21 protein-coding genes are annotated in these 21,212 nt (G+C 71.3%); 11 read left to right on the forward strand and 10 right to left on the reverse strand.

The window, feature by feature from the left end; genetic code table 11:
• Positions 1–50: 50 nt before the first annotated feature.
• Positions 51–1,031, reverse strand: a complete 981-nt coding sequence (locus JL475_RS11110; RefSeq protein ID WP_202277381.1) for a tetratricopeptide repeat protein — start codon at positions 1,029–1,031, stop codon at positions 51–53.
• Positions 1,032–1,288: 257 nt separating this feature from the next.
• On the opposite strand from JL475_RS11110, the gene JL475_RS11115 reads away from it, so the two are divergent.
• Positions 1,289–1,924 (forward strand): TetR/AcrR family transcriptional regulator, encoded by a 636-nt coding sequence (locus tag JL475_RS11115; RefSeq protein WP_202277382.1) that lies wholly within the window; start codon positions 1,289–1,291, stop codon positions 1,922–1,924.
• Positions 1,925–1,954: 30 nt separating this feature from the next.
• On the opposite strand, the gene JL475_RS11120 is transcribed toward JL475_RS11115, so the two are convergent.
• The gene (locus tag JL475_RS11120; RefSeq protein WP_202277383.1) at positions 1,955–3,655 is read right to left on the reverse strand and encodes a methylmalonyl-CoA mutase; all 1,701 of its coding nucleotides are present in this window, start codon (positions 3,653–3,655) and stop codon (positions 1,955–1,957) included.
• Between the two features lie 94 nt (positions 3,656–3,749).
• Between JL475_RS11120 and JL475_RS11125 the strand changes: the two genes are divergently transcribed.
• On the forward strand, positions 3,750–4,091 hold the full coding sequence (locus JL475_RS11125; protein WP_202277384.1) for a DUF3817 domain-containing protein: 342 nt from the start codon (positions 3,750–3,752) through the stop codon (positions 4,089–4,091).
• 21 nt (positions 4,092–4,112) lie between these two features.
• Here JL475_RS11125 and JL475_RS11130 read toward each other — a convergent pair whose 3' ends face one another.
• The 4 genes from JL475_RS11130 to JL475_RS11145 form a co-directional block, all read right to left on the reverse strand.
• Positions 4,113–4,589 carry a hypothetical protein gene (locus tag JL475_RS11130; RefSeq protein ID WP_307825018.1) on the reverse strand — a complete coding sequence of 159 codons (477 nt, stop codon included), beginning with the start codon at positions 4,587–4,589 and terminating at the stop codon, positions 4,113–4,115.
• A 154-nt stretch (positions 4,590–4,743) separates the two neighbouring features.
• Entirely contained in the window at positions 4,744–5,253 is a 510-nt protein-coding gene (locus tag JL475_RS11135; protein WP_202277385.1) for a MarR family winged helix-turn-helix transcriptional regulator, read from the reverse strand.
• Positions 5,254–5,402: 149 nt separating this feature from the next.
• Positions 5,403–5,705 (reverse strand): MTH1187 family thiamine-binding protein, encoded by a 303-nt coding sequence (locus tag JL475_RS11140; RefSeq protein ID WP_202277386.1) that lies wholly within the window; start codon positions 5,703–5,705, stop codon positions 5,403–5,405.
• Positions 5,702–6,046, reverse strand: a complete 345-nt coding sequence (locus JL475_RS11145) for a DUF3817 domain-containing protein (RefSeq protein ID WP_202277387.1) — start codon at positions 6,044–6,046, stop codon at positions 5,702–5,704. Before JL475_RS11145 ends, JL475_RS11140 begins: the two co-directional genes overlap by 4 nt.
• 178 nt (positions 6,047–6,224) lie before the next feature.
• Here JL475_RS11145 and JL475_RS11150 point away from each other — a divergent pair, with 178 nt between their 5' ends.
• The 4 genes from JL475_RS11150 (at position 6,225) to JL475_RS11165 (ending at position 8,894) form a co-directional block, all read left to right on the forward strand.
• On the forward strand, positions 6,225–6,857 hold the full coding sequence (locus JL475_RS11150) for an AIM24 family protein (RefSeq protein WP_202277388.1): 633 nt from the start codon (positions 6,225–6,227) through the stop codon (positions 6,855–6,857).
• 1 nt (position 6,858) lies between these two features.
• Complete coding sequence (locus JL475_RS11155; RefSeq protein WP_202277507.1) at positions 6,859–7,509, forward strand: AIM24 family protein; 651 nt, start codon at positions 6,859–6,861, stop codon at positions 7,507–7,509.
• Between the two features lie 56 nt (positions 7,510–7,565).
• Entirely contained in the window at positions 7,566–8,318 is a 753-nt protein-coding gene (locus tag JL475_RS11160; RefSeq protein ID WP_202277508.1) for an AIM24 family protein, read from the forward strand.
• A gap of 99 nt (positions 8,319–8,417) precedes the next feature.
• Positions 8,418–8,894 carry a MarR family winged helix-turn-helix transcriptional regulator gene (locus JL475_RS11165; RefSeq protein WP_202277389.1) on the forward strand — a complete coding sequence of 159 codons (477 nt, stop codon included), beginning with the start codon at positions 8,418–8,420 and terminating at the stop codon, positions 8,892–8,894.
• Between the two features lie 12 nt (positions 8,895–8,906).
• On the opposite strand, the gene JL475_RS11170 is transcribed toward JL475_RS11165, so the two are convergent.
• Both JL475_RS11170 and JL475_RS11175 read right to left on the reverse strand, forming a co-directional pair.
• Positions 8,907–10,421, reverse strand: a complete 1,515-nt coding sequence (locus JL475_RS11170) for a cell wall metabolism sensor histidine kinase WalK (protein WP_202277390.1) — start codon at positions 10,419–10,421, stop codon at positions 8,907–8,909.
• The gene (locus tag JL475_RS11175; RefSeq protein WP_202277391.1) at positions 10,418–11,086 is read right to left on the reverse strand and encodes a response regulator transcription factor; all 669 of its coding nucleotides are present in this window, start codon (positions 11,084–11,086) and stop codon (positions 10,418–10,420) included. Before JL475_RS11175 ends, JL475_RS11170 begins: the two co-directional genes overlap by 4 nt.
• Positions 11,087–11,202: 116 nt before the next feature.
• Between JL475_RS11175 and JL475_RS11180 the strand changes: the two genes are divergently transcribed.
• On the forward strand, positions 11,203–11,973 hold the full coding sequence (locus tag JL475_RS11180) for a PepSY domain-containing protein (RefSeq protein ID WP_202277392.1): 771 nt from the start codon (positions 11,203–11,205) through the stop codon (positions 11,971–11,973).
• Positions 11,974–12,030: 57 nt separating this feature from the next.
• On the opposite strand, the gene meaB is transcribed toward JL475_RS11180, so the two are convergent.
• Together meaB and JL475_RS11190 are read right to left on the reverse strand one after the other, a co-directional pair.
• Positions 12,031–12,987: a methylmalonyl Co-A mutase-associated GTPase MeaB gene (gene meaB / locus JL475_RS11185; RefSeq protein WP_202277393.1), complete on the reverse strand. Its 957-nt coding sequence runs from the start codon at positions 12,985–12,987 to the stop codon at positions 12,031–12,033.
• A gap of 47 nt (positions 12,988–13,034) precedes the next feature.
• Positions 13,035–14,276: an acetyl-CoA C-acetyltransferase gene (locus JL475_RS11190; protein WP_202277394.1), complete on the reverse strand. Its 1,242-nt coding sequence runs from the start codon at positions 14,274–14,276 to the stop codon at positions 13,035–13,037.
• A gap of 147 nt (positions 14,277–14,423) precedes the next feature.
• Here JL475_RS11190 and mce point away from each other — a divergent pair, with 147 nt between their 5' ends.
• From mce to JL475_RS11210, 4 genes are all read left to right on the forward strand, one after another.
• Entirely contained in the window at positions 14,424–14,864 is a 441-nt protein-coding gene (mce, locus tag JL475_RS11195; protein WP_202277395.1) for a methylmalonyl-CoA epimerase, read from the forward strand.
• Between the two features lie 273 nt (positions 14,865–15,137).
• Positions 15,138–18,986: a polarized growth protein Scy gene (gene scy, locus JL475_RS11200; protein ID WP_202277396.1), complete on the forward strand. Its 3,849-nt coding sequence runs from the start codon at positions 15,138–15,140 to the stop codon at positions 18,984–18,986.
• A gap of 234 nt (positions 18,987–19,220) precedes the next feature.
• On the forward strand, positions 19,221–20,156 hold the full coding sequence (locus JL475_RS11205; protein WP_202277397.1) for a cellulose-binding protein: 936 nt from the start codon (positions 19,221–19,223) through the stop codon (positions 20,154–20,156).
• Between the two features lie 101 nt (positions 20,157–20,257).
• The gene (locus JL475_RS11210) at positions 20,258–21,211 is read left to right on the forward strand and encodes an ABC transporter ATP-binding protein (protein WP_202277398.1); all 954 of its coding nucleotides are present in this window, start codon (positions 20,258–20,260) and stop codon (positions 21,209–21,211) included.
• Position 21,212 lies beyond the last annotated feature (1 nt).

Genomic DNA, 21,212 nt, shown 5'->3' on the forward strand with positions numbered 1-21,212 from the left:
CACCGGCCCGGAAACCGCCTCGGGCGGCCGGGCAAAAGGCCCCAACCCGCTCAGAACAGGGCGCGCGCCAGCGCTCTGCGCGCGGCGATCACGCGCGGGTCCTCGGCCCCGACCACCTCGAACAGCTCGAGCAGGCGCACCCGCACGGCCTCGCGGTCGTCGCCGGCCGTGCGCCCCACCGTCTCGATGAGCCGGCCGAAGGCGTCCTCGACATGACCGCCCACCAGGTCCAGGTCGGCGGCGGTGATCTGCGCCTCGACGTCCTGCGGCTTCCCGGCGGCGTCCGCGCGCACCCGCTGCGGGTCCAGACCCTCCACCCGCTGGAGCAACTCGGCCTGGGCGAGCCCCAGCTGGGCCTCCGGGTTGCCCGGGTCGTCGGTGAGCACGTTCTTGTACGCCTGGATCGCGCCGCCCAGGTCACCGGCGTCCAGCGCCCGCACGGCGGCCTCCAGCAGGGCGTCGTACGGACCGACGGGCGCCTCTGCGCCCGACGCGGCACCGCCGCCGCCCGGCACGGCGTCGGGGTCGACGGTGAGCCCGGTCAGACCGAAGCGCTCCTCGGCGACCTGCACCAGCTGGTCCAGGGTCTGGCGGATCTGCGTCTCGCCCGCGGCCCCCTGGAAGAGCGGCAGCGCCTGCCCGGCCACCACCGCGAACACCGCGGGAATGCCCTGGATACCGAACTGCTGCATCAGCATCTGGTTGGCGTCGACGTCGATCTTGGCGAGCAGGAAGCGCCCGTCGTACTCGACGGCGAGCCGCTCCAGGACGGGGCTCAGCTGCTTGCAGGGCTCACACCATTCGGCCCAGAAGTCGATGACGACCGGGACCTCGGTGGACCGCTGCAGGACGTCGCTCTCGAAGCCGGCCTCGTCGACGTCGATGACGAGGTCGGCCGGGGAGACCGCGCCCCCGCCGCCCTGCCGGGCCGCCTCCGCGCGGGCCTGCTCCGCCTTCGTCTTGGCCTCCTGGGCCGCCTTCACCGCGGCGAGGTCGACGACTCCGCTCATGGACATGTTCCGTGGCTGCATACGTCTATCCTCCCCCGTACCCCGCGTGTCTGTGAAAACGCCGGGAAACCCGGGCGCCCGCGTACTCTTCGGCACCGGGTCCCCACCCGCGCCAGTGGTCGTCGCTCGAGCGGGCCGGCCGTTCCGTTCGGACCGCCCACACTTCCGCTACGGGTCGTAGCGTAACGCCCGGCACGGCGCACGGGCCGGGCCACCCCGGTGATCTCCCTCACGCTCCCCTCGCGGCGACACGGGCACCGGCGGATAGGGTCGTGCCCATGCAGAGCAGTACCGGTCGGCCCCCCGCCACTCGTACCGGACGCCCGCGCAGCGCAGCGGCGGACACCGCGATCCTGGCCGCGACGCGGGAGGCCCTGGTCGAACTGGGATGGTCCAAGCTCACCCTGGGGGACGTCGCGAGCCGCGCGGGAGTCGCCAAGACCACCCTCTACCGGCGCTGGGCGGGCAAGAACGAGCTGGTCGTGGACGCGGTCGCCGAACTCTTCGACGAACTCGAACTCCCCGACCGCGGCAGCCTCGCCGCGGACATCGAGGGCGTGGTCCTCCAGCTCGCGGCGCTGCTGTCCCGACCGGAGGCCAGGTGCGGACTGATGGCGGCGGTCGCGGAGTCCACCCTCGACGAGGCTCTGCGCGAACGCATCCGCACCTCGATCGTCCAACGCCAGAAACGCCTGGTCCACACCGGCCGCGCCCGCGCCCAGACACGCGGCGAACTGCCGCCCGACCCCGACCCGGCCGAGGCGGCCCGCACCGTGGACCTGATCTTCGACATGGTCGCCGGCGCGGTGGTGCACCGCACGCTGGTCAGCGGACGCCCGGCGGACGAGGAGTGGGTCCACGACCTCACCCGCGTCCTCCTCACCGGCCTCACCGCCCCCGACCCCGTCCCGTAGCCGGGTCCGGGGCCGGGGCGGGGACGGCGGTCAGAAGCCCGCGGGCTCGGTGTACACCCCCCACTCGTCCCGCAGCGCGTCGCAGATCTCACCGAGGGTCGCCTCGGCGCGCACGGCGTCCAGCATCGGCTCGATCATGTTGGCGCCGGAGCGCGCCGCGTCGAGCATGGCGCCCAGGGCGGCCCGTACCGCCGCGTCGTCGCGGGCGGCCTTGCGCTCGCCCAGCGTCCGCACCTGCTCGCGTTCCACCTCGTGGCTGACCCGGAGGATCTCCAGGTCACCGGTGACCGAGCCGGTGTGGACGTTGACCCCGACGACCTTCTTGTCGCCCTTCTCCAGCGCCTGCTGGTAGCGGAACGCCGACTCGGCGATCTCGCCGGTGAACCAGCCGTCCTCGATACCGCGCAGGATGCCGGAGGTGATCGGCCCGATGGGGTGCCGCCCGTCGGGGTGCGCGCGCAGTCCCCGTTCCTTGATCTGCTCGAAGATCTTCTCCGCGTCCGCCTCGATCCGGTCCGTCAGCTGTTCCACGAACCAGGAACCGCCCAGCGGGTCGGCCACGTTGGCGACACCGGTCTCCTCCATGAGCACCTGCTGGGTGCGCAGGGCGATCTCGGCGGCCTGCTCACTGGGCAGGGCGAGCGTCTCGTCCAGGGCGTTGGTGTGCAGGGAGTTGGTCCCGCCGAGGACGGCGGCGAGCGCCTCCACGGCCGTCCGTACGACGTTGTTGTACGGCTGCTGCGCGGTCAGCGAGACGCCCGCGGTCTGCGTGTGGAACCGCAGCCACTGCGCCTTCTCGCTCTTCGCGCCGTACACGTCCCGCATCCAGCGGGCCCAGATGCGGCGCGCGGCACGGAACTTGGCGATCTCCTCGAAGAAGTCGAGGTGCGCGTCGAAGAAGAAGGACAGGCCGGGCGCGAACACGTCCACGTCGAGCCCGCGGCTGAGCCCCAGCTCCACGTACCCGAAGCCGTCCGCCAGCGTGTACGCCAGCTCCTGGGCGGCCGTCGAGCCGGCCTCGCGGATGTGGTAGCCGGAGACGGAGAGCGGCTTGTAGGCGGGGATGCCGGCCGCGCAGTGCTCCATCAGGTCGCCGATGAGGCGCAGATGCGGCTCGGGCTGGAAGAGCCACTCCTTCTGGGCGATGTACTCCTTGAAGATGTCCGTCTGCAGCGTGCCGTTGAGCACGGCGGGGTCCACGCCCTGGCGCTCGGCGGCGACGAGGTACATGCAGAAGACGGGCACGGCGGGCCCGCTGATCGTCATGGAGGTCGTCACGTCCCCGAGGGGGATGCCGTCGAACAGGACCTCCATGTCGGCGGCCGAGTCGATGGCCACCCCGCAGTGCCCCACCTCGCCCAGGGAGCGCGGGTCGTCGGAGTCGCGGCCCATGAGCGTCGGCATGTCGAAGGCGACGGAGAGCCCACCGCCGCCGTTGCCCAGGATCATCTTGTAGCGCTCGTTGGTCTGCTCGGCGTTGCCGAACCCGGCGAACTGCCGGATCGTCCAGGTGCGCCCCCGGTAGCCGGTCGGATACAGACCGCGGGTGAAGGGGTACTCACCGGGCCAGCCGATCCGCTCGAACCCCTCGTAGGCGTCCCCGGGCCGCGGCCCGTACACCGGCTCCACGGGATCGCCGGAGAGCGTGGTGAAGTCTGCGTCGCGCTTGCGCGCGGCGTCGTACCGAGCCTGCCAGCGACGGCGGCCTTCCTCGATGGCGTCAGCGTCCATACCCTCGAATTTACTAGGACGTCCTAGTAAATGATAGTGGTGCAGGCCAGGACGGGGGACGGGACGTCACAGCGGACCGGATACCCTCGACGGCATGAAGAAGAGCGTCTTGACCCGGTACCGGGTGTTGGCATACGTCACCGCAGTCCTCCTGGTTCTGCTGACCGTCGGCGTGATCGGCAAGCGTGTACTGGGCCTGGACGGCTTCGACGGCTTCGTCTCGGTGGTCGGCATCGCTCACGGCTGGCTCTACGTGCTGTACCTGATCTTCGCATTCGACCTCGGCAGCAAGATGAAGATGCCCGTCGGACGGCAGCTGTGGGTGCTGCTCGCCGGAACCGTCCCGACGGCGGCCTTCTTCGTCGAACGCCGGGTGACCCGCGAGGCGGAACCGCTCATCGCGAAGGACGCCGACACCACGCCCGCGACAGCCTGACCGCTGCCGCGGGGCACTGCCTCACTTCGTGATGTAGTGGCACTGCGTGGCTCGCAGCTTGCCGTTGACGAACAGCTTCGCGCAGACCTTGCCGTAGGTCGGCAGCGTCCGGACGCCGGCCCTGCGCAGCGGGGCGCCGTCGCACTCGGCGTGCGTGGCACCCCTCGCGGTCCGGTACACCCTGCCGTTCGTGTCGGCGTAGGCGAAGTCGATCCGCCAGTTGCAGAACCGCGAGAAGGTCGCGGCGGCACCGACGCAGTCGACGCCCGCGAGCTGGCCGGAGACCCGCTTCCCGGAGCCGTCGATCCTGTGGGTCAGGAAACAACCGACGGGGACCTTCACCGCGGCGCCCCGCACCTCGTAGGTGAAAGTACCGATGGCTGTGGACCCCAAGGCGCCGGCGTGCGCCGGTCCCGCTGTGCCCAGGGGGCCGATTGCGGTGAAACCCAGCACAGCGGTGGCGGCCACCATGCCACGGACGAAGCGACGAAGACTCACGCGCGAGCTCCCACCCGAAGGAAACGGACGTCAGCCCTCCGAGTGAGGGCCGACCGGCAGGATCCCAGCCGGAGATGAGCGCCCGAACGTTTCTGCGGGCCGACGGGGAGGAAATCACTGTCAAGTGGTAACCCCCTGCCTGGTGCTGACGGCGTCACTCGTCTGCGAAATCCCCCGCCGCGAGTCGCAGCGGGCGGAGGATGGCGAAGAGTTCGGCGCATTCCTCGGCGTCGTAGGCGCTGAGGCCGAAGTCCATCGCCATCAGGTCGCGGGTGGCCGCCTCGACGACCTCGCGCCCCTTGTCGGTGATGCTCGCGAGGGTGCCGCGGCCGTCGTTGGGGTTGGGGCGTTTGGCGACCAGACCCGACCGCATCAGCCGGTCCACGGTGTTCGTCACCGATGTGGGGTGCACCATGAGCCGCTCGCCGATCTTGGACATCGGCAGCTCGCCGGACTTCGAGAAGGTGAGCAGCACCAGCGCCTCGTACCGGGCGAAGGTGAGCCCGTACGGCTTGACCACCGCGTCGACCTCGGCCAGCAGGATCTGGTGGGCGCGCATGACCGAGGTGATCGCGGCCATGGCCGGCACGCTTCCCCAGCGCTGTTTCCAGAGTTCGTCGGCGCGGGCGATGGGATCGAACGAGAGACTGAGCGGCTTCGGCACGCAGCCGACCCTACCGGCCGGTCATATGGTGGTCAGCCCCGTCTCGCCTTTCGGTCCGCGCCGGTACGTCCCCGCCCGTGCCGGAGGGCCGGCCGGCCGCGGCTGACGCGCGGGGCGGCCGTCCGGTCATCGGGCGGTCGGGCGGTCCGCTATTCCGCGCTCTGTGCCAGGTGCCGCTCGACGGTGTCGACCTTGGCGGTGAGGCCGTCCTCGACTCCGGGGCGGAGGTCCGCCTTGAGGACGAGCGAGACCCGCGGGGCGCGTGCCTCGACCGCGGCCACGGCGCGCTTCACGACGTCCATCACCTCGTCCCAGTCCCCCTCGATCGAGGTGAACATGGCGTCGGTGCGGTTCGGCAGCCCGGACTCGCGGACCACCCGCACGGCGTCGGCGACGTACTCCCCCACGTCCTCGCCGACGCCCAGCGGCGTCACGGAGAAGGCGACGATCACGCTTTCACCACTCCCTCGGCGCGAGCCCGGGAGGCGATGACCGCGTCCTCGGCCTCGGTCTTCAGCCTGCGGTCGGCGAAGAAGCCACCGGTGGGCAGCACCGACATCAGGAAGTAGAAGGCGGCGGTCTTCAGCGGCCACTTGGCGCGGTTCCAGGCGTCGGCCCAGAAGATCACGTACACGACGAAGAGGAACCCGTGGATCGCGCCCAGCGCCGGGACGGCGTTGAACTCCGTGGTCCGCTTCAGGACCGAGGCGACGAGCAGCAGCAGGAACGAGATCGCCTCGGGGGCCGATACCAGGCGGAGGCGGCGGAGGGCACTGGCGGTCTTGAGGTCCACGGATCACCTTCGGTGGGAGAGACGTTTGTGAATGCACGCACAAGCGTTTGTCCATTGTGACAAACCCCGTCCGCGATCACCGGAGCGGGGGCGGTCCCTAGGGGAATCTTCCGGGTGCGACTCGCCCCACAGGGTCTGTCGGCGGGGCGGGGTGGCGGTTAACGTCACAGATGTGGCGATGTTCCGACTTCAGAGCAGCAAGGTGCTCGTCGTCGACATGACCGGGGATGCCGTGAAGGCGAAGAACGGCTCGATGGTCGCGTACGACGGTGAGATGGCGTTCAAGAAGCTCACGGGCGGCGGGGAGGGCATCCGGGGGATGGTGACCCGGCGGCTGACCGGTGAGCAGATGACGGTGATGGAGGTGAAGGGGCGCGGGACCTGCTGGTTCGCCGATCGCGCCGCCGACATCAACCTCATCGGCCTTCAGGGGGACAAGCTCCATGTGGAGTCGAGCAACCTGCTGGCGACCGACGGCGGCCTGCGCACCGGGACCGGTTTCACGGGCCTGCGCGGGGCGTCGCAGGGCAACGGACTGTTCACGACCACCGTCGAGGGGCACGGCCAGGCGGCGATCATGTCGGACGGGCCGGCCGTGGTGCTCCGGGTCGGCCCGCAGTACCCGCTGACCGTCGACCCCGGTGCCTACGTCGCCCACCAGGGGAATCTGCGGCAGTCCCTCCAGTCCGGGGTGACGTTCCGCACACTGCTCGGGGAGGGCGGCGGCGAGGCGTTCCAGATGCGGTTCGAGGGCGACGGGCTGGTCTATGTGCAGCCCAGTGAGCGGAACACGATCGCGGGGGGTGTCTGACGTGGGCTTCCGGGAGATCAACTCGAAGGTGGTCGAGGCGACCGTGGCGCCCGGCCGGCGGCTGTTCAGCCAGCGCGGCGCGATGCTCGCGTACCGGGGGGAGATCGGCTTCACGCCCGACATGGCGGGCGGTCAGGGCGGGCTGCGGTCGATGATCGGCCGGCGGGTGGCCGGGGAGGCCACGCCCCTGATGAGCGTCGAGGGCGACGGCACGGTCCTGTTCGGGCACGGCGGCCACCACATCCAGGTGATCGACCTCTCCGGGGACACCCTGTACGTCGAGGCGGACCGCCTGCTGGCGTTCGAGGGCACGCTGGAGCAGGGCACGGTGTTCCTGGGCTCGCAGGGCGGGGTGATGGGCATGGTCCGGGGTCAGGTCTCCGGGCAGGGCCTGTTCACCACCACGCTCAAGGGGCACGGTTCCGTGGCCGTCATGGCGCACGGGGGCGTGATCGAGATCCCGATCACCCCGCAGCGCCCGGTGCACGTCGACCCACAGGCCTACGTGGCCCATCACGGCGACGTCCGCAACAGGCTCTCCACCGCGCTCGGCTGGCGGGACATGGTGGGGCGCGGCTCCGGTGAGGCGTTCCAGCTGGAGCTCAGCGGCAGCGGTGCGGTGTACGTCCAGGCCTCGGAGGAGAAACTGTGAGCCCCTACGGATTTCAGGGCGGCGGCCCCGGGCCCGCCGTCACGGTCTTCGACCCGATGACGCTGCCCTCCGACGACAACGTCGACGCCTACACCTTCTGTGTGGAGCTCCGGGGGAGCCAGTGGTTCCTGCAGAAGGGGAAGATGATCGCCTACTACGGCACCATCGAGTTCAACGGCATCGGGCACGGCCGACTCGACCGACTTGTCCGTACGTCGTTCCATTCACCACTGCACGCGAGCGACTGGGTCGTGGCGGAGGGCTCGGGCAAGATGCTCCTCGCCGACCGGGCCTTCGATGTGAACTCGTACGACCTCGAGGACGGCAATCTGACCATTCGCTCGGGCAACTTGCTCGCTTTTCAGCCAAGTCTGTCGCTGAAGCAGTCGATCGTGCCGGGTTTTCTGACCCTCATCGGAACCGGAAAGTTCGTGGCCGTGTCGAACGGTCCGGTGGTGTTCATGGAACCCCCGCTCCGGGTGGACCCGCAGGCGCTGGTGGGATGGGCCGACTGCCCCTCCCCGTGCCACCACTACGACCATGGCTACATGACCGGTGTCATGGGCGGTCTACGTGCGATGACGGGCCTCGGCGGGGCTTCCGGCGAGGAGCACCAGTTCGAGTTCGTGGGGGCGGGCACCGTGCTGCTGCAGTCCTCCGAGACCCTGATGGCGGAGCAGGCCACGGGGGCCGTCCCGCAGGTGCCGGGGGTGCCCGGCGGCGGGGCTTCCGGAGCACCCGGGCAGCCCACGGGGGCACCGCGTCTTCCCGGACAGCTGGGAGACCTCCAGCGTCGCTTCGGGCTGTGAGCGGTAGTCTGCGGAGTGTGACGTCGAACGCGTGCACGCTGCCACAGTCACGGAAACCGTCACTAGTTCGCCTTTCAACTTTTTAGGTAGACTTCATTCATGGAGACCGAAACGGCCACCCGCTGGCTGACCAATGCGGAGCAGTGCGCCTGGCGCACCCACCTGGAGGTCAACAGGCTGTTGACGTACCAGCTCGAGAAGGATCTGCAGCCCTTCGGCCTGACAATGAACGACTACGAGATCCTGGTGAACCTGTCCGAGTCGGACGACCGCCGGATGCGGATGAGCGACCTCGCCTCCGCCACCATGCAGTCCAAGAGCCGGCTCTCGCACCAGGTCACCCGGATGGAGAACGCGGGCCTGGTCCGGCGGGAGCACTGCGAGTCCGACCGGCGCGGTCTCTTCGCCGTCCTCACCGACCACGGCATGGAGACCATGCAGAAGGTCTCGCCCCATCATGTGGCGTCGGTGCGCCGGCACTTCATCGACCTGCTCTCCCCCGAGACCCTCGGTGAGCTGGACAAGGCCCTCAAGCCCATCGCGGACCACCTGCGCGGCCAGCGCGGGCGCCTCTGACCACCGCAGCTCTCAGGCGAGCGGCAGGCGGAGTTCGAACAGGGCTCCGCCTGCTGGCGCCGCACCGGCCGTGAGCGTCCCGCCGTGCCGTACGGCGACGTCCCTCGCGATGGCGAGGCCCAGGCCGGCTCCGCCGTCGTCGCGGCTGCGGGCGTCGTCCAGCCGCACGAACCGCTGGAAGATCCGCTCCCGGTCGGCCTCGGCCACCCCGTCGCCGTCGTCGGCCACGCCGAGCACCGCCCAGTCGCCCTCGCGCCGCACGGTCACCGAGACGGTCTCGCGGGCGTGCCTGCGGCCGTTGTCGAGCAGGTTGCCGAGCACCCGGCCCAGTTGCCCCCGCGACCCGGCCACCTCCGCCGTCTCCGCGTCCACCGTCACGCCCGTCCGTCCCGCCGCCTCCTCGCGGGCCAGCGCGGCCAGGTCCACCCTGCCGTCGACGGGCCGCTCCCCCGCGTCCAGCCGGGCGAGCAGCAGCAGGTCGGCGGCGAGGTGCTGGAGCCGCACGGTGTCCTCGACGGCGCCGTCCAGGTCCAGGAGTTCGGGGTGGGCGGCGGCCACCTCCAGCTGGGTGCGCAGGGAAGCGATCGGGCTGCGCAGCTCGTGCGAGGCGTCGGCGACGAAGCTCCGCTGCCGCTCCACGGACGTCTCCAGGGCGGCGAGGGTCTCGTTGGTGGTGCGGGCGAGCCGCGCGATCTCGTCGTGGGTCGCCGGTTCCGGGACGCGGCGCGTGAGGTCCTCGGACGCCGTGATCGCGGCCATCTCCTCGCGGATCGCGGCGACCGGACGCAGGGCACGCCCGGTCAGCACCCAGGTCATGCCGGCGACGAGCGCCGCCAGCAGCGGGAAACCGATCAGCATCACGGTCAGCGCGGTCCGTACGGCGCTGTGCTCGGCGGCCAGCGGAGCACCGGCGTAGACGGTGAGCAGGCCCCGCTCGTGGGTCCGCACCTGGACGGCCGCGAAACGGTAGTCCGCGGTGTCGCCGTCGATCGTCGCGGCACCGCTGCTGAAGGTGGGCTGCCCACTGGTCTCACCGGCGGCGAGGCTGGAGTCGTCGTCGGTGGCCTCCTCCGACTCCTCCTCCGAGTCGTCGTCGCCGTCATCATCGTCGCCGTCGCCGTCGCCGTCGTCATCGTCGTCGCCGTCGTCGTCGCGGGCCGAAGGCGACGGCGTGGCGGAGGCGGAAGGAGAAGGCGGGGACGACGGCCGGGGTTTCACCTGGTCGGTGACCGTGCCGCTGATCCGCTCCAGGCCGTCGGCAGCCGCGACCAGGTTCCCGTCCTCGTCGACGATCTGCACCGGCCCTGCCTCCCCGTCCAGCCCCGACAGCTCGTCGTACGGGGTCCGCCCGGCGAGTTCGGAGGCGACCGACCGCGCCGTGCGCTCCGCCTGGGTGCCCGCCTCGGCGGTCAGGTTGGAGCGCAGCGCCTGCAGGACCGCGGCGCCGGTCACGACCAGCGCGACCACGACCACGAGCGTGGCACCGAGCGTCGCCCGGGAGCGGACCGAGCCGAACAACCGGCTCACGACGCCGTCTCCAGCCGGTAACCGGCGCCGCGCACCGTCCGGATCAGCTTGGCGCGGAGCTTGCGGCGCAGGGCACTGATGTAGACCTCGACGATGTTCGGGTCGCCCTCGTAGGCGAAGTCCCAGACGTGCTCCAGGATCTCCGCCTTGGAGACCACCTCGCCGGCCCGCAGCACCAGCTGCTCCAGCACGGAGAACTCCTTGGCCGTGAGCGCCACTTCGGCCTCGCTGAGGAAGACCCGGCGGGCCGCGGTGTCCACCTTGAGGTCCCCGTGCACATGCACCGGGGAGGCCCCGGCGCCCTGGCCCCGGCGGCGCAGCAGCGCCTTCACGCGGGCGACGAGGACGACGTAGGAGAACGGCTTGGTGAGGTAGTCGTCGGCGCCGGTGTCCAGCCCCTCGGCCTCGTCGTACTCACCGTCCTTGGCGGTGAGCATCAGGATCGGCACCTCGTGGCCGGCGGCGCGCAGGGCGGCGCAGACGCGGTAGCCGTTGAGGCCCGGCAGCATGATGTCGAGGATCACGAGGTCGTAGGTGCCCTCGGTGGCCCGGTGCAGGCCCTCCCGGCCGTCGTGGACGACGTCCACGGCGTACCCCTCGGCGGTCAGACCCTTGGCGAGGGACAGGGCGAGGCGTTTTTCGTCCTCGACTATCAGCAGGCGCATGCGCACAAGGGTCGCAGAGCGAACCTGAAGATCACTTCAGGTGGTTTCAGGTTCCCCTCAGGATCGATCGGCGAGATTGAAGACGTCGAAAACGAAGCGACTGGGGAGGAACCACCATGAAGCGAAACATCGTGATCGCCGTCGTCACCGCCGCGGCACTGATCGGGGGAGGCACCGCGACGGCCATCGCGATCTCGGGGGACGACGAGACGCCGACGACGACGCACCCGGTGGAGACGCTGGGATCGGACGACGACCGCGACGACCGGCGTGACGACGACGGTGACGACCTCAACGACCGGGACGACCGCGACGATCTCGATGACGACGACGCTCTGGCGCTCTCCGCGAAGGTGAACGCGGCCGACGCCGTCGCCGCCGCCCTGGAGCATCGGCCGGGCACCGCGGTCTCCGTCGAGATGGACGATGACGACAACGACGGCGGCGACGATGACGACGACCGGGACCACCGCGGCAAGGCGGCCTGGGAGGTCGACATCCTCGGCAAGGGCGACACCTGGTACAGCGTGTGGATCGACCCGAACACCGGCAAGGTCCTGGGTTCGGAGGTCGACCACGACGATGACGACGACGCCGACGAGGTGCGGGCGGCGCTGAAGGGCACGTCGGTGACGGCCGAGCAGGCCGCGAAGGCGGCCGCCGCCAAGGGCACGGTGACCTCGGTGGACCTGGGAGACGACCGCGACGACCGGGGCTGGGAGGTCGAGACGGTCACCTCCGGCGACGACGACCGGGAATGGCTGGTCGACCTGAACAGCGGCAAGGTCACGGCGGACGATGACGACGACCGCGGTGACGACGCTGACGACCGGGACAACCGGGACGACCGGGACGACCGCGGTGACGACGACCGCGACGACCGCTGAACGGACCGGTGAGCGAAGGGGCGGTGCGGGCGGGTCCGCCCGCACCGCCCCTTCCCGTCAGCCCTCCGTCAGCCCCGCCACCAGTTCGTCCGCCGCGCGGTACGGGTCCAGCTCGCCGCCGACGATCCGGTCCGCCAGCGCGCCCAGCCGGCGGTCGCCGTGCAGGTCGCCGATGCGTCGCCGCAGGGCCGTGACGGCGATCGTCTCGACCTCGCGGGCGGCGCGGGCCCGCCGGCGCTCCGCCAGGACCCCGTGCTCCTCCATCCACGCGCGGTGCTTCTCCAGGGCCTCGACGACCTCGTCGACGCCCTCCGCGCGCGAGGCGACCGTCTTGACGATCGGCGGGCGCCAGTCGCCGGGGGCCCGGGCCTCGCCGAGGCCCAGCATGTGGTTCAGTTCGCGGGCGGTGGCGTCCGCGCCGTCGCGGTCGGCCTTGTTGACGACGTAGACGTCGCCGATCTCCAGGATTCCGGCCTTGGCCGCCTGGATCCCGTCGCCCATGCCGGGCGCCAACAGCACCACCGAGGTGTCCGCCTGGGAGGCGATCTCCACCTCCGACTGGCCGACGCCGACCGTCTCCACCAGGACCACCTCGCAGCCCGCCGCGTCCAGGACACGGATGGCCTGCGGCGCGGCCCAGGCGAGGCCGCCCAGGTGGCCGCGGGTCGCCATGGAGCGGATGTAGACGCCGGGATCGGAGGCGTGCTCCGACATCCGGACCCGGTCACCGAGCAGCGCGCCGCCGGAGAAGGGCGAGGACGGGTCGACGGCCAGGACACCGACCCGCTTGCCCCGCTTGCGGTACGCGGTCACCAGCGCCGAGGTGGACGTCGACTTGCCGACGCCCGGCGATCCCGTCAGCCCGACCACGTACGCGTTGCCGGTCAGCGGTGCGAGGGCCGCCATGACCTCCCGCAACTGCGGGGACGCCCCCTCCACCAAGGAGATCAGCCGGGCCACGGCCCGCGGCCTGCCGTCCCTGGCCTGGGCCACCAGAGTGGAGACGTCCTGCATCACAGCTCCGTTCACGAGAGAAAAACCGGCCGGCCGTCCGAGCCGGGTCAGGCCTTGGCCACCCGCACGATCAGGGCGTCGCCCTGGCCGCCGCCGCCGCACAGCGCCGCCGCGCCGACGCCGCCGCCGCGCCGCTTCAGCTCCAGCGCCAGGTGCAGCACCAGCCGGGCGCCGGACATCCCGATCGGGTGACCGAGGGCGATGGCACCGCCGTTGACGTTCACCTTTTCCGTGGATACCCCGAGGTCCTTCATCGACTGCACGGCCACCGCGGCGAAGGCCTCGTTGATCTCGATCAGGTCGAGGTCGGAGACCTCCAGGCCCTCCTTCTTGAGGGCGTGGGCGATCGCGTTGGACGGCTGCGACTGGAGGGAGTTGTCGGGGCCGGCCACATTGCCGTGGGCACCGATCTCGGCGATCCACTCCAGGCCGAGCTCCTGCGCCTTGGCCTTGCTCATCACGACCACGGCCGCCGCACCGTCCGAGATCTGCGAGGAGGTGCCGGCGGTGATCGTGCCGTCCTTGGTGAAGGCGGGACGCAGCTTGCCGAGCGACTCGGCGGTGGTGTCGCCGCGGATGCCCTCGTCCTGGTTGAAGAGGACCGGGTCGCCCTTGCGCTGGGGGATCTCGACGGGGGTGATCTCCGCCTCGAAGACGCCGTTCTTCTGCGCGGCCGCGGCCCGCTGGTGGGACAGGGCGGCGATCTCGTCCTGCTCGGCCCGGCCGATGCCGAGGCGCGTGTTGTGCTTCTCCGTGGACTCGCCCATGGCGATGCCCTCGAAGGTGTCGGTCAGACCGTCGTACGCCATGGCGTCGATCATCTGGACCGCACCGTACTTGAAGCCCTCACGGGACTTCGGCAGCAGGTGCGGGGCGTTGGTCATGGACTCCTGGCCGCCGGCGACGACCACGTCGAACTCACCGGCCCGGATCAGCTGGTCGGCCAGCGCGATCGCGTCGAGACCGGACAGGCACACCTTGTTGACGGTGAGCGCCGGGACGTTCATCGGGATGCCGGCCTTGACGGCGGCCTGACGTGCCGGGATCTGCCCCGCCCCGGCCTGGAGCACCTGCCCCATGATCACGTACTGGACCTGGTCGCCGCCGATCCCCGCGCGGTCGAGGGCGGCCTTGATCGCGAAGCCGCCGAGGTCGGCCGCGGAGAAGGACTTCAGCGAGCCGAGCAGTCGGCCCATCGGGGTCCGGGCGCCCGCGACGATGACGGACGTCGTGCCGTTCGCGGCGGAAGGCGCTGATGATGCGGTGGATTCAGAAGCTGCGGAAGTCATGAGCTGCGATCCCCTTCCGGCTGCACAGCCGAGGAGTGAACGAGGGTTTACTTCGAATGTACTGAGCTGCGGTCCGCCCCGTCATCGGGCTTACGGTGTGATCGCGCGCACGTTGCGTAACCGCCCCGGTAGCGCTCCACTGATTCCATGCTGACGCGAATCGACCACATCGGGATCGCCTGCCACGACCTCGACGCGACCGTGGAGTTCTACCGGTCCACGTACGGCTTCGAGGTGTTCCACTCCGAGGTCAACGAGGAGCAGGGAGTGCGGGAGGCGATGCTCAAGATCAACGAGACCTCGGACGGAGGCGCGTCCTACCTCCAACTGCTCGAGCCGACCCGGGAGGACTCCACCGTCGCGAAGTGGCTCGCGAAGAACGGCGAGGGGGTCCACCACATCGCCTTCGGTACGGCGGACGTCGACGCCGAGGCCGCCGACATCAAGGACAAGGGCGTACGCGTGCTGTACGAAGAGCCCCGGCGCGGCTCCATGGGGTCACGAATCACCTTCCTGCACCCCAAGGACTGCCACGGCGTACTGACCGAACTGGTCACTTCGGCGCCCGTTGAGTCACCTGAGCACTGACCCACGTACATAAGGGCCGGTAGGGTTGGGTGCGGTCGCCGCTCGATCCAGGGCGATCAGGTCCTGCCGTCAAAAAGGTGACGACTGCCTCCGTTCGGGTGAACGTCGTCCTTCTTGACAGCAGGATTTACCGGGGTCCGGGTTTCGGGGGGCGAGTGCGGGGGGAGCAGCGCATGCTCCTCCGCCGATCTGACACCATTCCCCGGGGGCTCCGTCCGGCGGATGGGCGGGGCTCGGCCAGAGTTGCGACCAGGGGACGGATGGGACCGCGCAGTGCGGGGCTACGAGAGCCAGGAGCGAGATCCGGCGGCTGACGTCGACCACCTCTCTCGGTTCGAAGCCGAGATGAAGCGGCTGAAGACCGAGCGGGAAAAGGCGATCCAGCACGCCGACGACCTCGGCTACCAGGTCGAGGTGCTGCGCGCCAAGCTGCACGAGGCGCGGCGCACCATCATGTCCCGGCCCACCTACGAGGGCGGCGACATCGGCTATCAGGCCGAGCAGTTGCTGCGTAACGCGCAGGTGCAGGCCGACCAGCTCCGCGCGGACGCCGAGCGTGAGCTGAGCCAGGTGCGGGCGCAGACCCAGCGGATCCTCCAGGAGCACGCCGAGCAGGCGGCCCGGCTCCAGTCGGAGCTGCACCAGGAGGCCGTGACCCGGCGCCAGCAGCTCGACCAGGAGCTGGCGGAGCGTCGGCAGACCGTCGAGTCGCACGTCAACGAGAACGTGGCGTGGGCGGAGCAGGTGCGGGCCCGTTCCGAGCAGCAGGCCCGCCGGCTGCTCGACGAGTCCCGCGCGGAGGCCGAACAGGCCCTGGCCGCCGCCCGCGCGGAGGCCGAACGGGTGACCGCCGAGGCCCGCCAGCGGCTGCGCGGCGAGGCCGAGGCGGCGCGCACGGAGGCCGACCAGACCCTGCGCCGGGCCCGCGCGGACGCCGAGCGGCTGCTGAACGCCGCCTCCGCGCAGGCGCAGGAGGCCACCGAGCACGCCGAGCAGCTGCGGACGTCGACGGCCAGCGAGTCGGAGTCCGCCCGCCGCGAGGCCCAGGAGCTCGCCAGGGCTGCCGAACAGCGCATGGCGGACGCCGAGGCGGCGCTGCGCGAGGCGCGTGCCGAGGCGGACAAGGTGCTCGCCGAGGCGAAGGAGGCCGCGTCGAAGGCGCTCGCCTCCGCCGAGGCCGCCAACGAGACCCGCACACGCACGGCCAAGGAGCAGGTCGCCCGGCTGGTCAGCGAGGCCACCAAGGAGGCCGAGTCCACCAAGGCGGACGCCGAGCAGGTCGTCGCGGACGCCCGTGCGGAGGCCGAGAAGATCGTCGCGGAGGCCTCCGAGAAGGCCCGCACGATCACCGCCGAGGAGAGCGCCACCCAGCTGTCCAAGGCGGCCAAGACCGCCGAGGACGTGCTCAACAAGGCGTCGGAGGACGCCAAGCGGACCACCAGGGCGGCGGCCGAGGAGGCCGAGCGGATCCGTGGGGAGGCCGAGGCCGAGGCGGACCGGCTGCGGGCCGAGGCCCACGACATCGCCACCCAGCTCAAGGGCGCGGCGAAGGACGACACCAAGGAGTACCGCGCCAAGACGGTCGAGCTGCAGGAGGAGGCCCGCCGGCTGCGCGGCGAGGCCGAGCACCTGCGTGCCGACGCGGTCGCCGAGGGCGAGAAGATCCGCGCGGAGGCCCGCAAGGAGGCCGTGGCGCAGATCGAGGAGGCGGCCCGGTCCGCCGAGGAGCTGCTGGCCAAGGCGAAGGCGGACGCGGACGAGCTGCGTTCCACCGCGCAGACGGACAGCGAGAAGGTCCGTACCGAGGCCATCGAGCGCGCCACGACGCTGCGCCGACAGGCCGAGGAGACGCTGGAGCGCACCCGCAAGGAGGCGGAGCGGCACCGCGCGGAGGCCGGCGAGCAGGCCGACGCGCTCAAGGAGGACGCCGAGCGGGCCGCGCGCGAGCTGCACGAGGAAGCCGAACGGGCCGTCACCGCACGCCGTGCGGAGGCCGCCGAGGAGCTGACCCGGCTGCACACGGAGGCCGAGGAGCGGCTGGCCTCGGCCGAACAGGCGCTCAGCGAAGCCCGTGAGGAGGCGGGCCGCATCCGCCGGGAGGCCTCGGACGAGGCCGAGCGGCTGCGCGCCGAGGCGGCGGAGCGAGGTCGCACGCTCCGTGAGCAGGCGGAGGCGGAGGCCGAGCGGCTGCGGACCGAGGCCGCGGCGGACGCGTCGGCGTCCCGCGCGGAGGGCGAGTCGGTCGCCGTGCGGCTGCGTTCGGAGGCCGCGGCGGAGGCGGAGCGGCTCAAGGCTGAGGCGCAGGACAGCGCCGACCGGATGCGGGCCGAGGCGCTGGCCGCCGCCGAGCGGCTCGGCGCGGAGGCGTCCCAGGCGCTGGCCGGCGCGCAGGAGGAGGCCGCCCGGCGCCGCCGCGAGGCCGAGGAACTGCTGGGCGCGGCCCGGCAGGAGGCCGACCAGGAGCGCGAGCGGGCCCGGGAGCAGAGCGAAGAGCTGCTGGCCGCGGCGCGTACGCGCGTGGAGGAGGCGCAGACCGAGGCCGTACGGCTGGTCGAGGAGGCCGACCGTCGTGCCACCGAGATGGTGTCGGCGGCCGAGCAGCACGCGCAGCAGGTCCGGGATGCGGTCGCGGACCTGCACGAGCAGGCGCAGGAGGAGATCACCGGGCTGCGCAGCGCCGCCGAGCACGCGGCGGACCGTACCCGGCGCGAGGCCGAGGAGGAGGCGGACCGGGTCCGGGCCGACGCCTACGCGGAGCGGGAGCGGGCGAGCGAGGACGCGAGCCGGCTGCGGCGCGAGACGCAGGAGGAGACGGAGGCCGCCAAGTCGCTCGCCGAGCGCACGGTGTCCGAGGCGATCACCGAGGCGGAGCGGGTTCGTTCGGAGGTCTCCGAGCAGGCCCAGCGGATGCGTACGGAGGCGTCGGACACGATCGCCGAGGCCGAGCAGAGCGCCGCGCGCACCCGGGCCGAGGCCCGTCAGGACGCCAACCGGATCCGTTCGGAGGCGGCGACCCAGGCGGACACCCTCATCACCGAGGCGCGGAGCGAGGCGGAGCGGCTCACCGCGGAGACGATCGCGGAGACCGACCGGCAGCGTGCGGAGTCGGTCGCCAAGGCCGAGAAGCTGATCTCGGACGCGACGGGCGACGCGGAGCGGCTGCGGGCCGAGGCGTCCCGGGCGGTCGGCTCGGCACAGCAGCACGCGCAGCAGGTCCGGGGCGAGGCGGAGCGGCTCAAGGCCGACGCGGAGCAGGCGGCCGAGCGTCTGGTGACCTCGGCGCGCGAGGAGGCCGAGCGCACGCTGGACGAGGCCCGCAAGGACGCCAACAAGCGGCGCTCCGAGGCGGCCGAGCAGGTGGACACGCTCATCACGGAGACCACCGCCGAGGCGGACAAGCTGCTCACCGAGGCGCAGCAGCAGGCGCAGAAGGCCACCGCGGACGCGGAGGCCCAGGCCGACTCGATGGTGGGCGCGGCCCGCACCGAGGCCGACCGGCTCGTCTCCGAGGCGACCGTCGAGGGCAACTCGCGGGTGGAGAAGGCCCGTACGGACGCGGACGAGCTGCTGGTCGAGGCCCGCCAGGACGCGACCCGGATCCGGGAGCGCGCCGAGGAGCTGCGGAACCGCATCACCGGCGAGATCGAGGAGCTGCACGAGCGGGCCCGCCGGGAGGCGGCCGAGACGATGAAGTCCACCGGTGACCGCTGCGACGCGCTCATCAAGGCGGCCGAGGAGCAGCTCGCCAAGGCCCAGGCGAAGGCCAAGGAGCTCGTGTCCGAGGCCAACTCCGAGGCGGGCAAGGTGCGTATCGCCGCGGTGAAGAAGGCCGAGGGACTGCTGAAGGAGGCCGAGCAGAAGAAGGCCACGCTCGTCAAGGAGGCCGAGGAGCTCAAGGCCGAGGCGATCCGCGAGGCACGGGCCACGGTCGAGGAGGGCAAGCGCGAGCTGGAGGTCCTGATGCGGCGGCGCGAGGACATCAACGCCGAGATCTCCCGCGTGCAGGACGTCCTGGAGGCGCTGGAGTCGTTCGAGGCTCCGGGCGGCGGCAAGGACAACGGGGTGAAGGCCGCCGCGGCGGCCGGTCCGCCGGGCCAGCGAGGCAAGTCTTCGGACAGTTAGGGCGCCGTATAACGAACCGGTCAAACTCTTCGACGGTGCGGGAAACCCCCTGTCGGCACGCCAAATCCCGTGCTGGCAAAGGGGTTTGAGTATGCACTCGGCAAGCGCTCCGGGTGCCGGCCACTCAAAAGGGGTGTCATTCTCCGTATCAAACGTGCATCCGCTCGATGACACAGCGCTTCGGCGCCTAGGATTCCCCCTATCACCTCACCGGTCCCATTCGACAGGAACCCCATGAGCGACACTTCCCCCTACGGCTTCGAGCTTGTGCGGCGTGGATACGACCGCGCTCAGGTGGACGAACGCATCTCCAAGCTCGTCTCCGACCGTGACAGCGCTCTCGCCCGCATCACCGCTCTGGAAAAGCGCATCGAGGAGCTCCACCTCGAGACCCAGAACGCCCAGACCCAGGTCACCGACGCCGAGCCGTCGTACGCGGGTCTCGGCGCGCGCGTGGAGAAGATCCTGCGCCTGGCCGAGGAGGAGGCGAAGGACCTCCGCGATGAGGCCCGGCGCGCGTCCGAGCAGCACCGTGAGCTCGCCGAGTCGGCCGCCCAGCAGGTGCGCAACGACGCGGAGTCGTACTCCGCCGAGCGCAAGGCGAAGGCCGAGGACGAGGGCGTCCGGATCGTCGAGAAGGCCCAGGGCGAGGCCGCTCAGCTGCGGTCGGACGCGCAGAAGGACGCGCAGTCCAAGCGCGAGGAGGCGGACGCCCTCTTCGAGGAGACCCGCGCGAAGGCCGCGCAGGCCGCCGCCGACTTCGAGACGAACCTGGCCAAGCGGCGCGAGCAGTCCGAGCGCGACCTGGCGTCGCGTCAGGCCAAGGCCGAGAAGCGGCTCGCCGAGATCGAGCACCGCGCGGAGCAGCTGCGCCTGGAGGCGGAGAAGCTGCGCACCGACGCCGAGCGCCGGGCCCGCCAGACGGTGGAGACCGCTCAGCGCCAGGCCGAGGACATCGTGGCCGACGCCAACGCCAAGGCCGACCGGATCCGTTCGGAATCCGAGCGGGAGCTGGCGGCGCTGACCAACCGCCGCGACTCCATCAACGCCCAGCTGACCAACGTCCGCGAAATGCTGGCGACGCTCACGGGTGCCGCGGTGGCCGCGGCCGGCACGCCGGCCGACGACGAGACCGCCTCCCGCGGGGTTCCGGCCCAGCAGACCCGGTAACCGGCGGTTCCGGTAACCGGCCGGGACACAGCGGCCGAACATCGGTGAAGCCCTCTGCCACGGAGTTGGCAGAGGGCTTCGTCCCGTTCTAGCGTGGCGGCATGATCGAGCTCGAGGGGCTGACCAAGCGGTACGGCGAGAAGGTGGCGGTCAACAACCTGACATTCGCTGTCAAACCGGGCATCGTCACCGGGTTCCTCGGTCCCAACGGGGCGGGCAAGTCCACCACCATGCGGATGATGCTGGGCCTGGACCGGCCCACGGCCGGCGACGTCCGCATCGACGGCCGGCACTACGACCGGCTCAAGGACCCGCTGAAGTACATCGGCGCGCTGCTCGACGCCAAGGCCGTGCACGGCGGCCGCAGCGCCTTCAACCACCTGCTGTGCCTCGCCCAGAGCAACGGCATCCCCCGGCAGCGGGTGCACGAGGTGCTGGACACGGTGGGGCTGACCTCCGTCGCGAGGAAGAAGACCAAGGGGTTCTCGCTCGGCATGGGCCAGCGGCTCGGCATCGCCGGCGCGCTGCTCGGCGATCCACGCGTCCTGATGTTCGACGAGCCGGTCAACGGCCTCGACCCCGAGGGCATCCACTGGATCCGCACCCTGATGAAGTCGCTCGCCGCCGAGGGCCGTACGGTCTTCGTCTCGTCCCATCTGATGAGCGAGATGGCGCTGACCGCCGACCACCTCATCGTCATCGGGCAGGGCCGGCTGCTCGCCGACACCTCCATGGCCGACTTCATCGAGCACAACTCCCGTTCGTACGTCCGGATCCGCTGCCCGCAGCGGGAACGGCTGCTGGACGTGCTGCACGAGGCCGGGATCACGGTCGTCGAGAGCGGCGGCGGGGTGCTGGAGGTGGACGGCGCCAAGGCCGAGCAGGTCGGGGAGCTGGCGGCCGCCCACCAACTGGTGTTGCACGAACTGAGCCCGCAGCAGGCCTCCCTGGAGGAGGCGTTCATGCGGCTGACCGCGGAGTCGGTGGAGTACCACGCGCACTCCGGCACGCCCGCGTCCCCGCAGCAGTGGGGCGACGGCTGGAAGAGGGGCTGAG

Origin of the sequence: Streptomyces sp. M2CJ-2 (assembly GCF_016757295.1) — a bacterium.
Lineage (GTDB): Bacteria > Actinomycetota > Actinomycetes > Streptomycetales > Streptomycetaceae > Streptomyces.

What these genes read in the sequence shown, in the direction of transcription:
- mce (WP_202277395.1), top strand. Translation starts at nt 14,424, where the DNA reads ATGCTGACGCGAATCGACCACATCGGGATCGCCTGCCACGACCTCGAC.
- JL475_RS11210 (WP_202277398.1), top strand. Translation starts at nt 20,258, where the DNA reads ATGATCGAGCTCGAGGGGCTGACCAAGCGGTACGGCGAGAAGGTGGCG.
- meaB (WP_202277393.1), bottom strand. Translation starts at nt 12,987, where the DNA reads ATGCAGGACGTCTCCACTCTGGTGGCCCAGGCCAGGGACGGCAGGCCG.
- JL475_RS11115 (WP_202277382.1), top strand. Translation starts at nt 1,289, where the DNA reads ATGCAGAGCAGTACCGGTCGGCCCCCCGCCACTCGTACCGGACGCCCG.
- JL475_RS11125 (WP_202277384.1), top strand. Translation starts at nt 3,750, where the DNA reads ATGAAGAAGAGCGTCTTGACCCGGTACCGGGTGTTGGCATACGTCACC.
- JL475_RS11120 (WP_202277383.1), bottom strand. Translation starts at nt 3,655, where the DNA reads ATGGACGCTGACGCCATCGAGGAAGGCCGCCGTCGCTGGCAGGCTCGG.
- JL475_RS11175 (WP_202277391.1), bottom strand. Translation starts at nt 11,086, where the DNA reads ATGCGCCTGCTGATAGTCGAGGACGAAAAACGCCTCGCCCTGTCCCTC.
- JL475_RS11165 (WP_202277389.1), top strand. Translation starts at nt 8,418, where the DNA reads ATGGAGACCGAAACGGCCACCCGCTGGCTGACCAATGCGGAGCAGTGC.
- JL475_RS11205 (WP_202277397.1), top strand. Translation starts at nt 19,221, where the DNA reads ATGAGCGACACTTCCCCCTACGGCTTCGAGCTTGTGCGGCGTGGATAC.
- JL475_RS11190 (WP_202277394.1), bottom strand. Translation starts at nt 14,276, where the DNA reads ATGACTTCCGCAGCTTCTGAATCCACCGCATCATCAGCGCCTTCCGCC.
- JL475_RS11160 (WP_202277508.1), top strand. Translation starts at nt 7,566, where the DNA reads ATGACGCTGCCCTCCGACGACAACGTCGACGCCTACACCTTCTGTGTG.
- JL475_RS11150 (WP_202277388.1), top strand. Translation starts at nt 6,225, where the DNA reads ATGTTCCGACTTCAGAGCAGCAAGGTGCTCGTCGTCGACATGACCGGG.
- JL475_RS11180 (WP_202277392.1), top strand. Translation starts at nt 11,203, where the DNA reads ATGAAGCGAAACATCGTGATCGCCGTCGTCACCGCCGCGGCACTGATC.
- JL475_RS11110 (WP_202277381.1), bottom strand. Translation starts at nt 1,031, where the DNA reads ATGCAGCCACGGAACATGTCCATGAGCGGAGTCGTCGACCTCGCCGCG.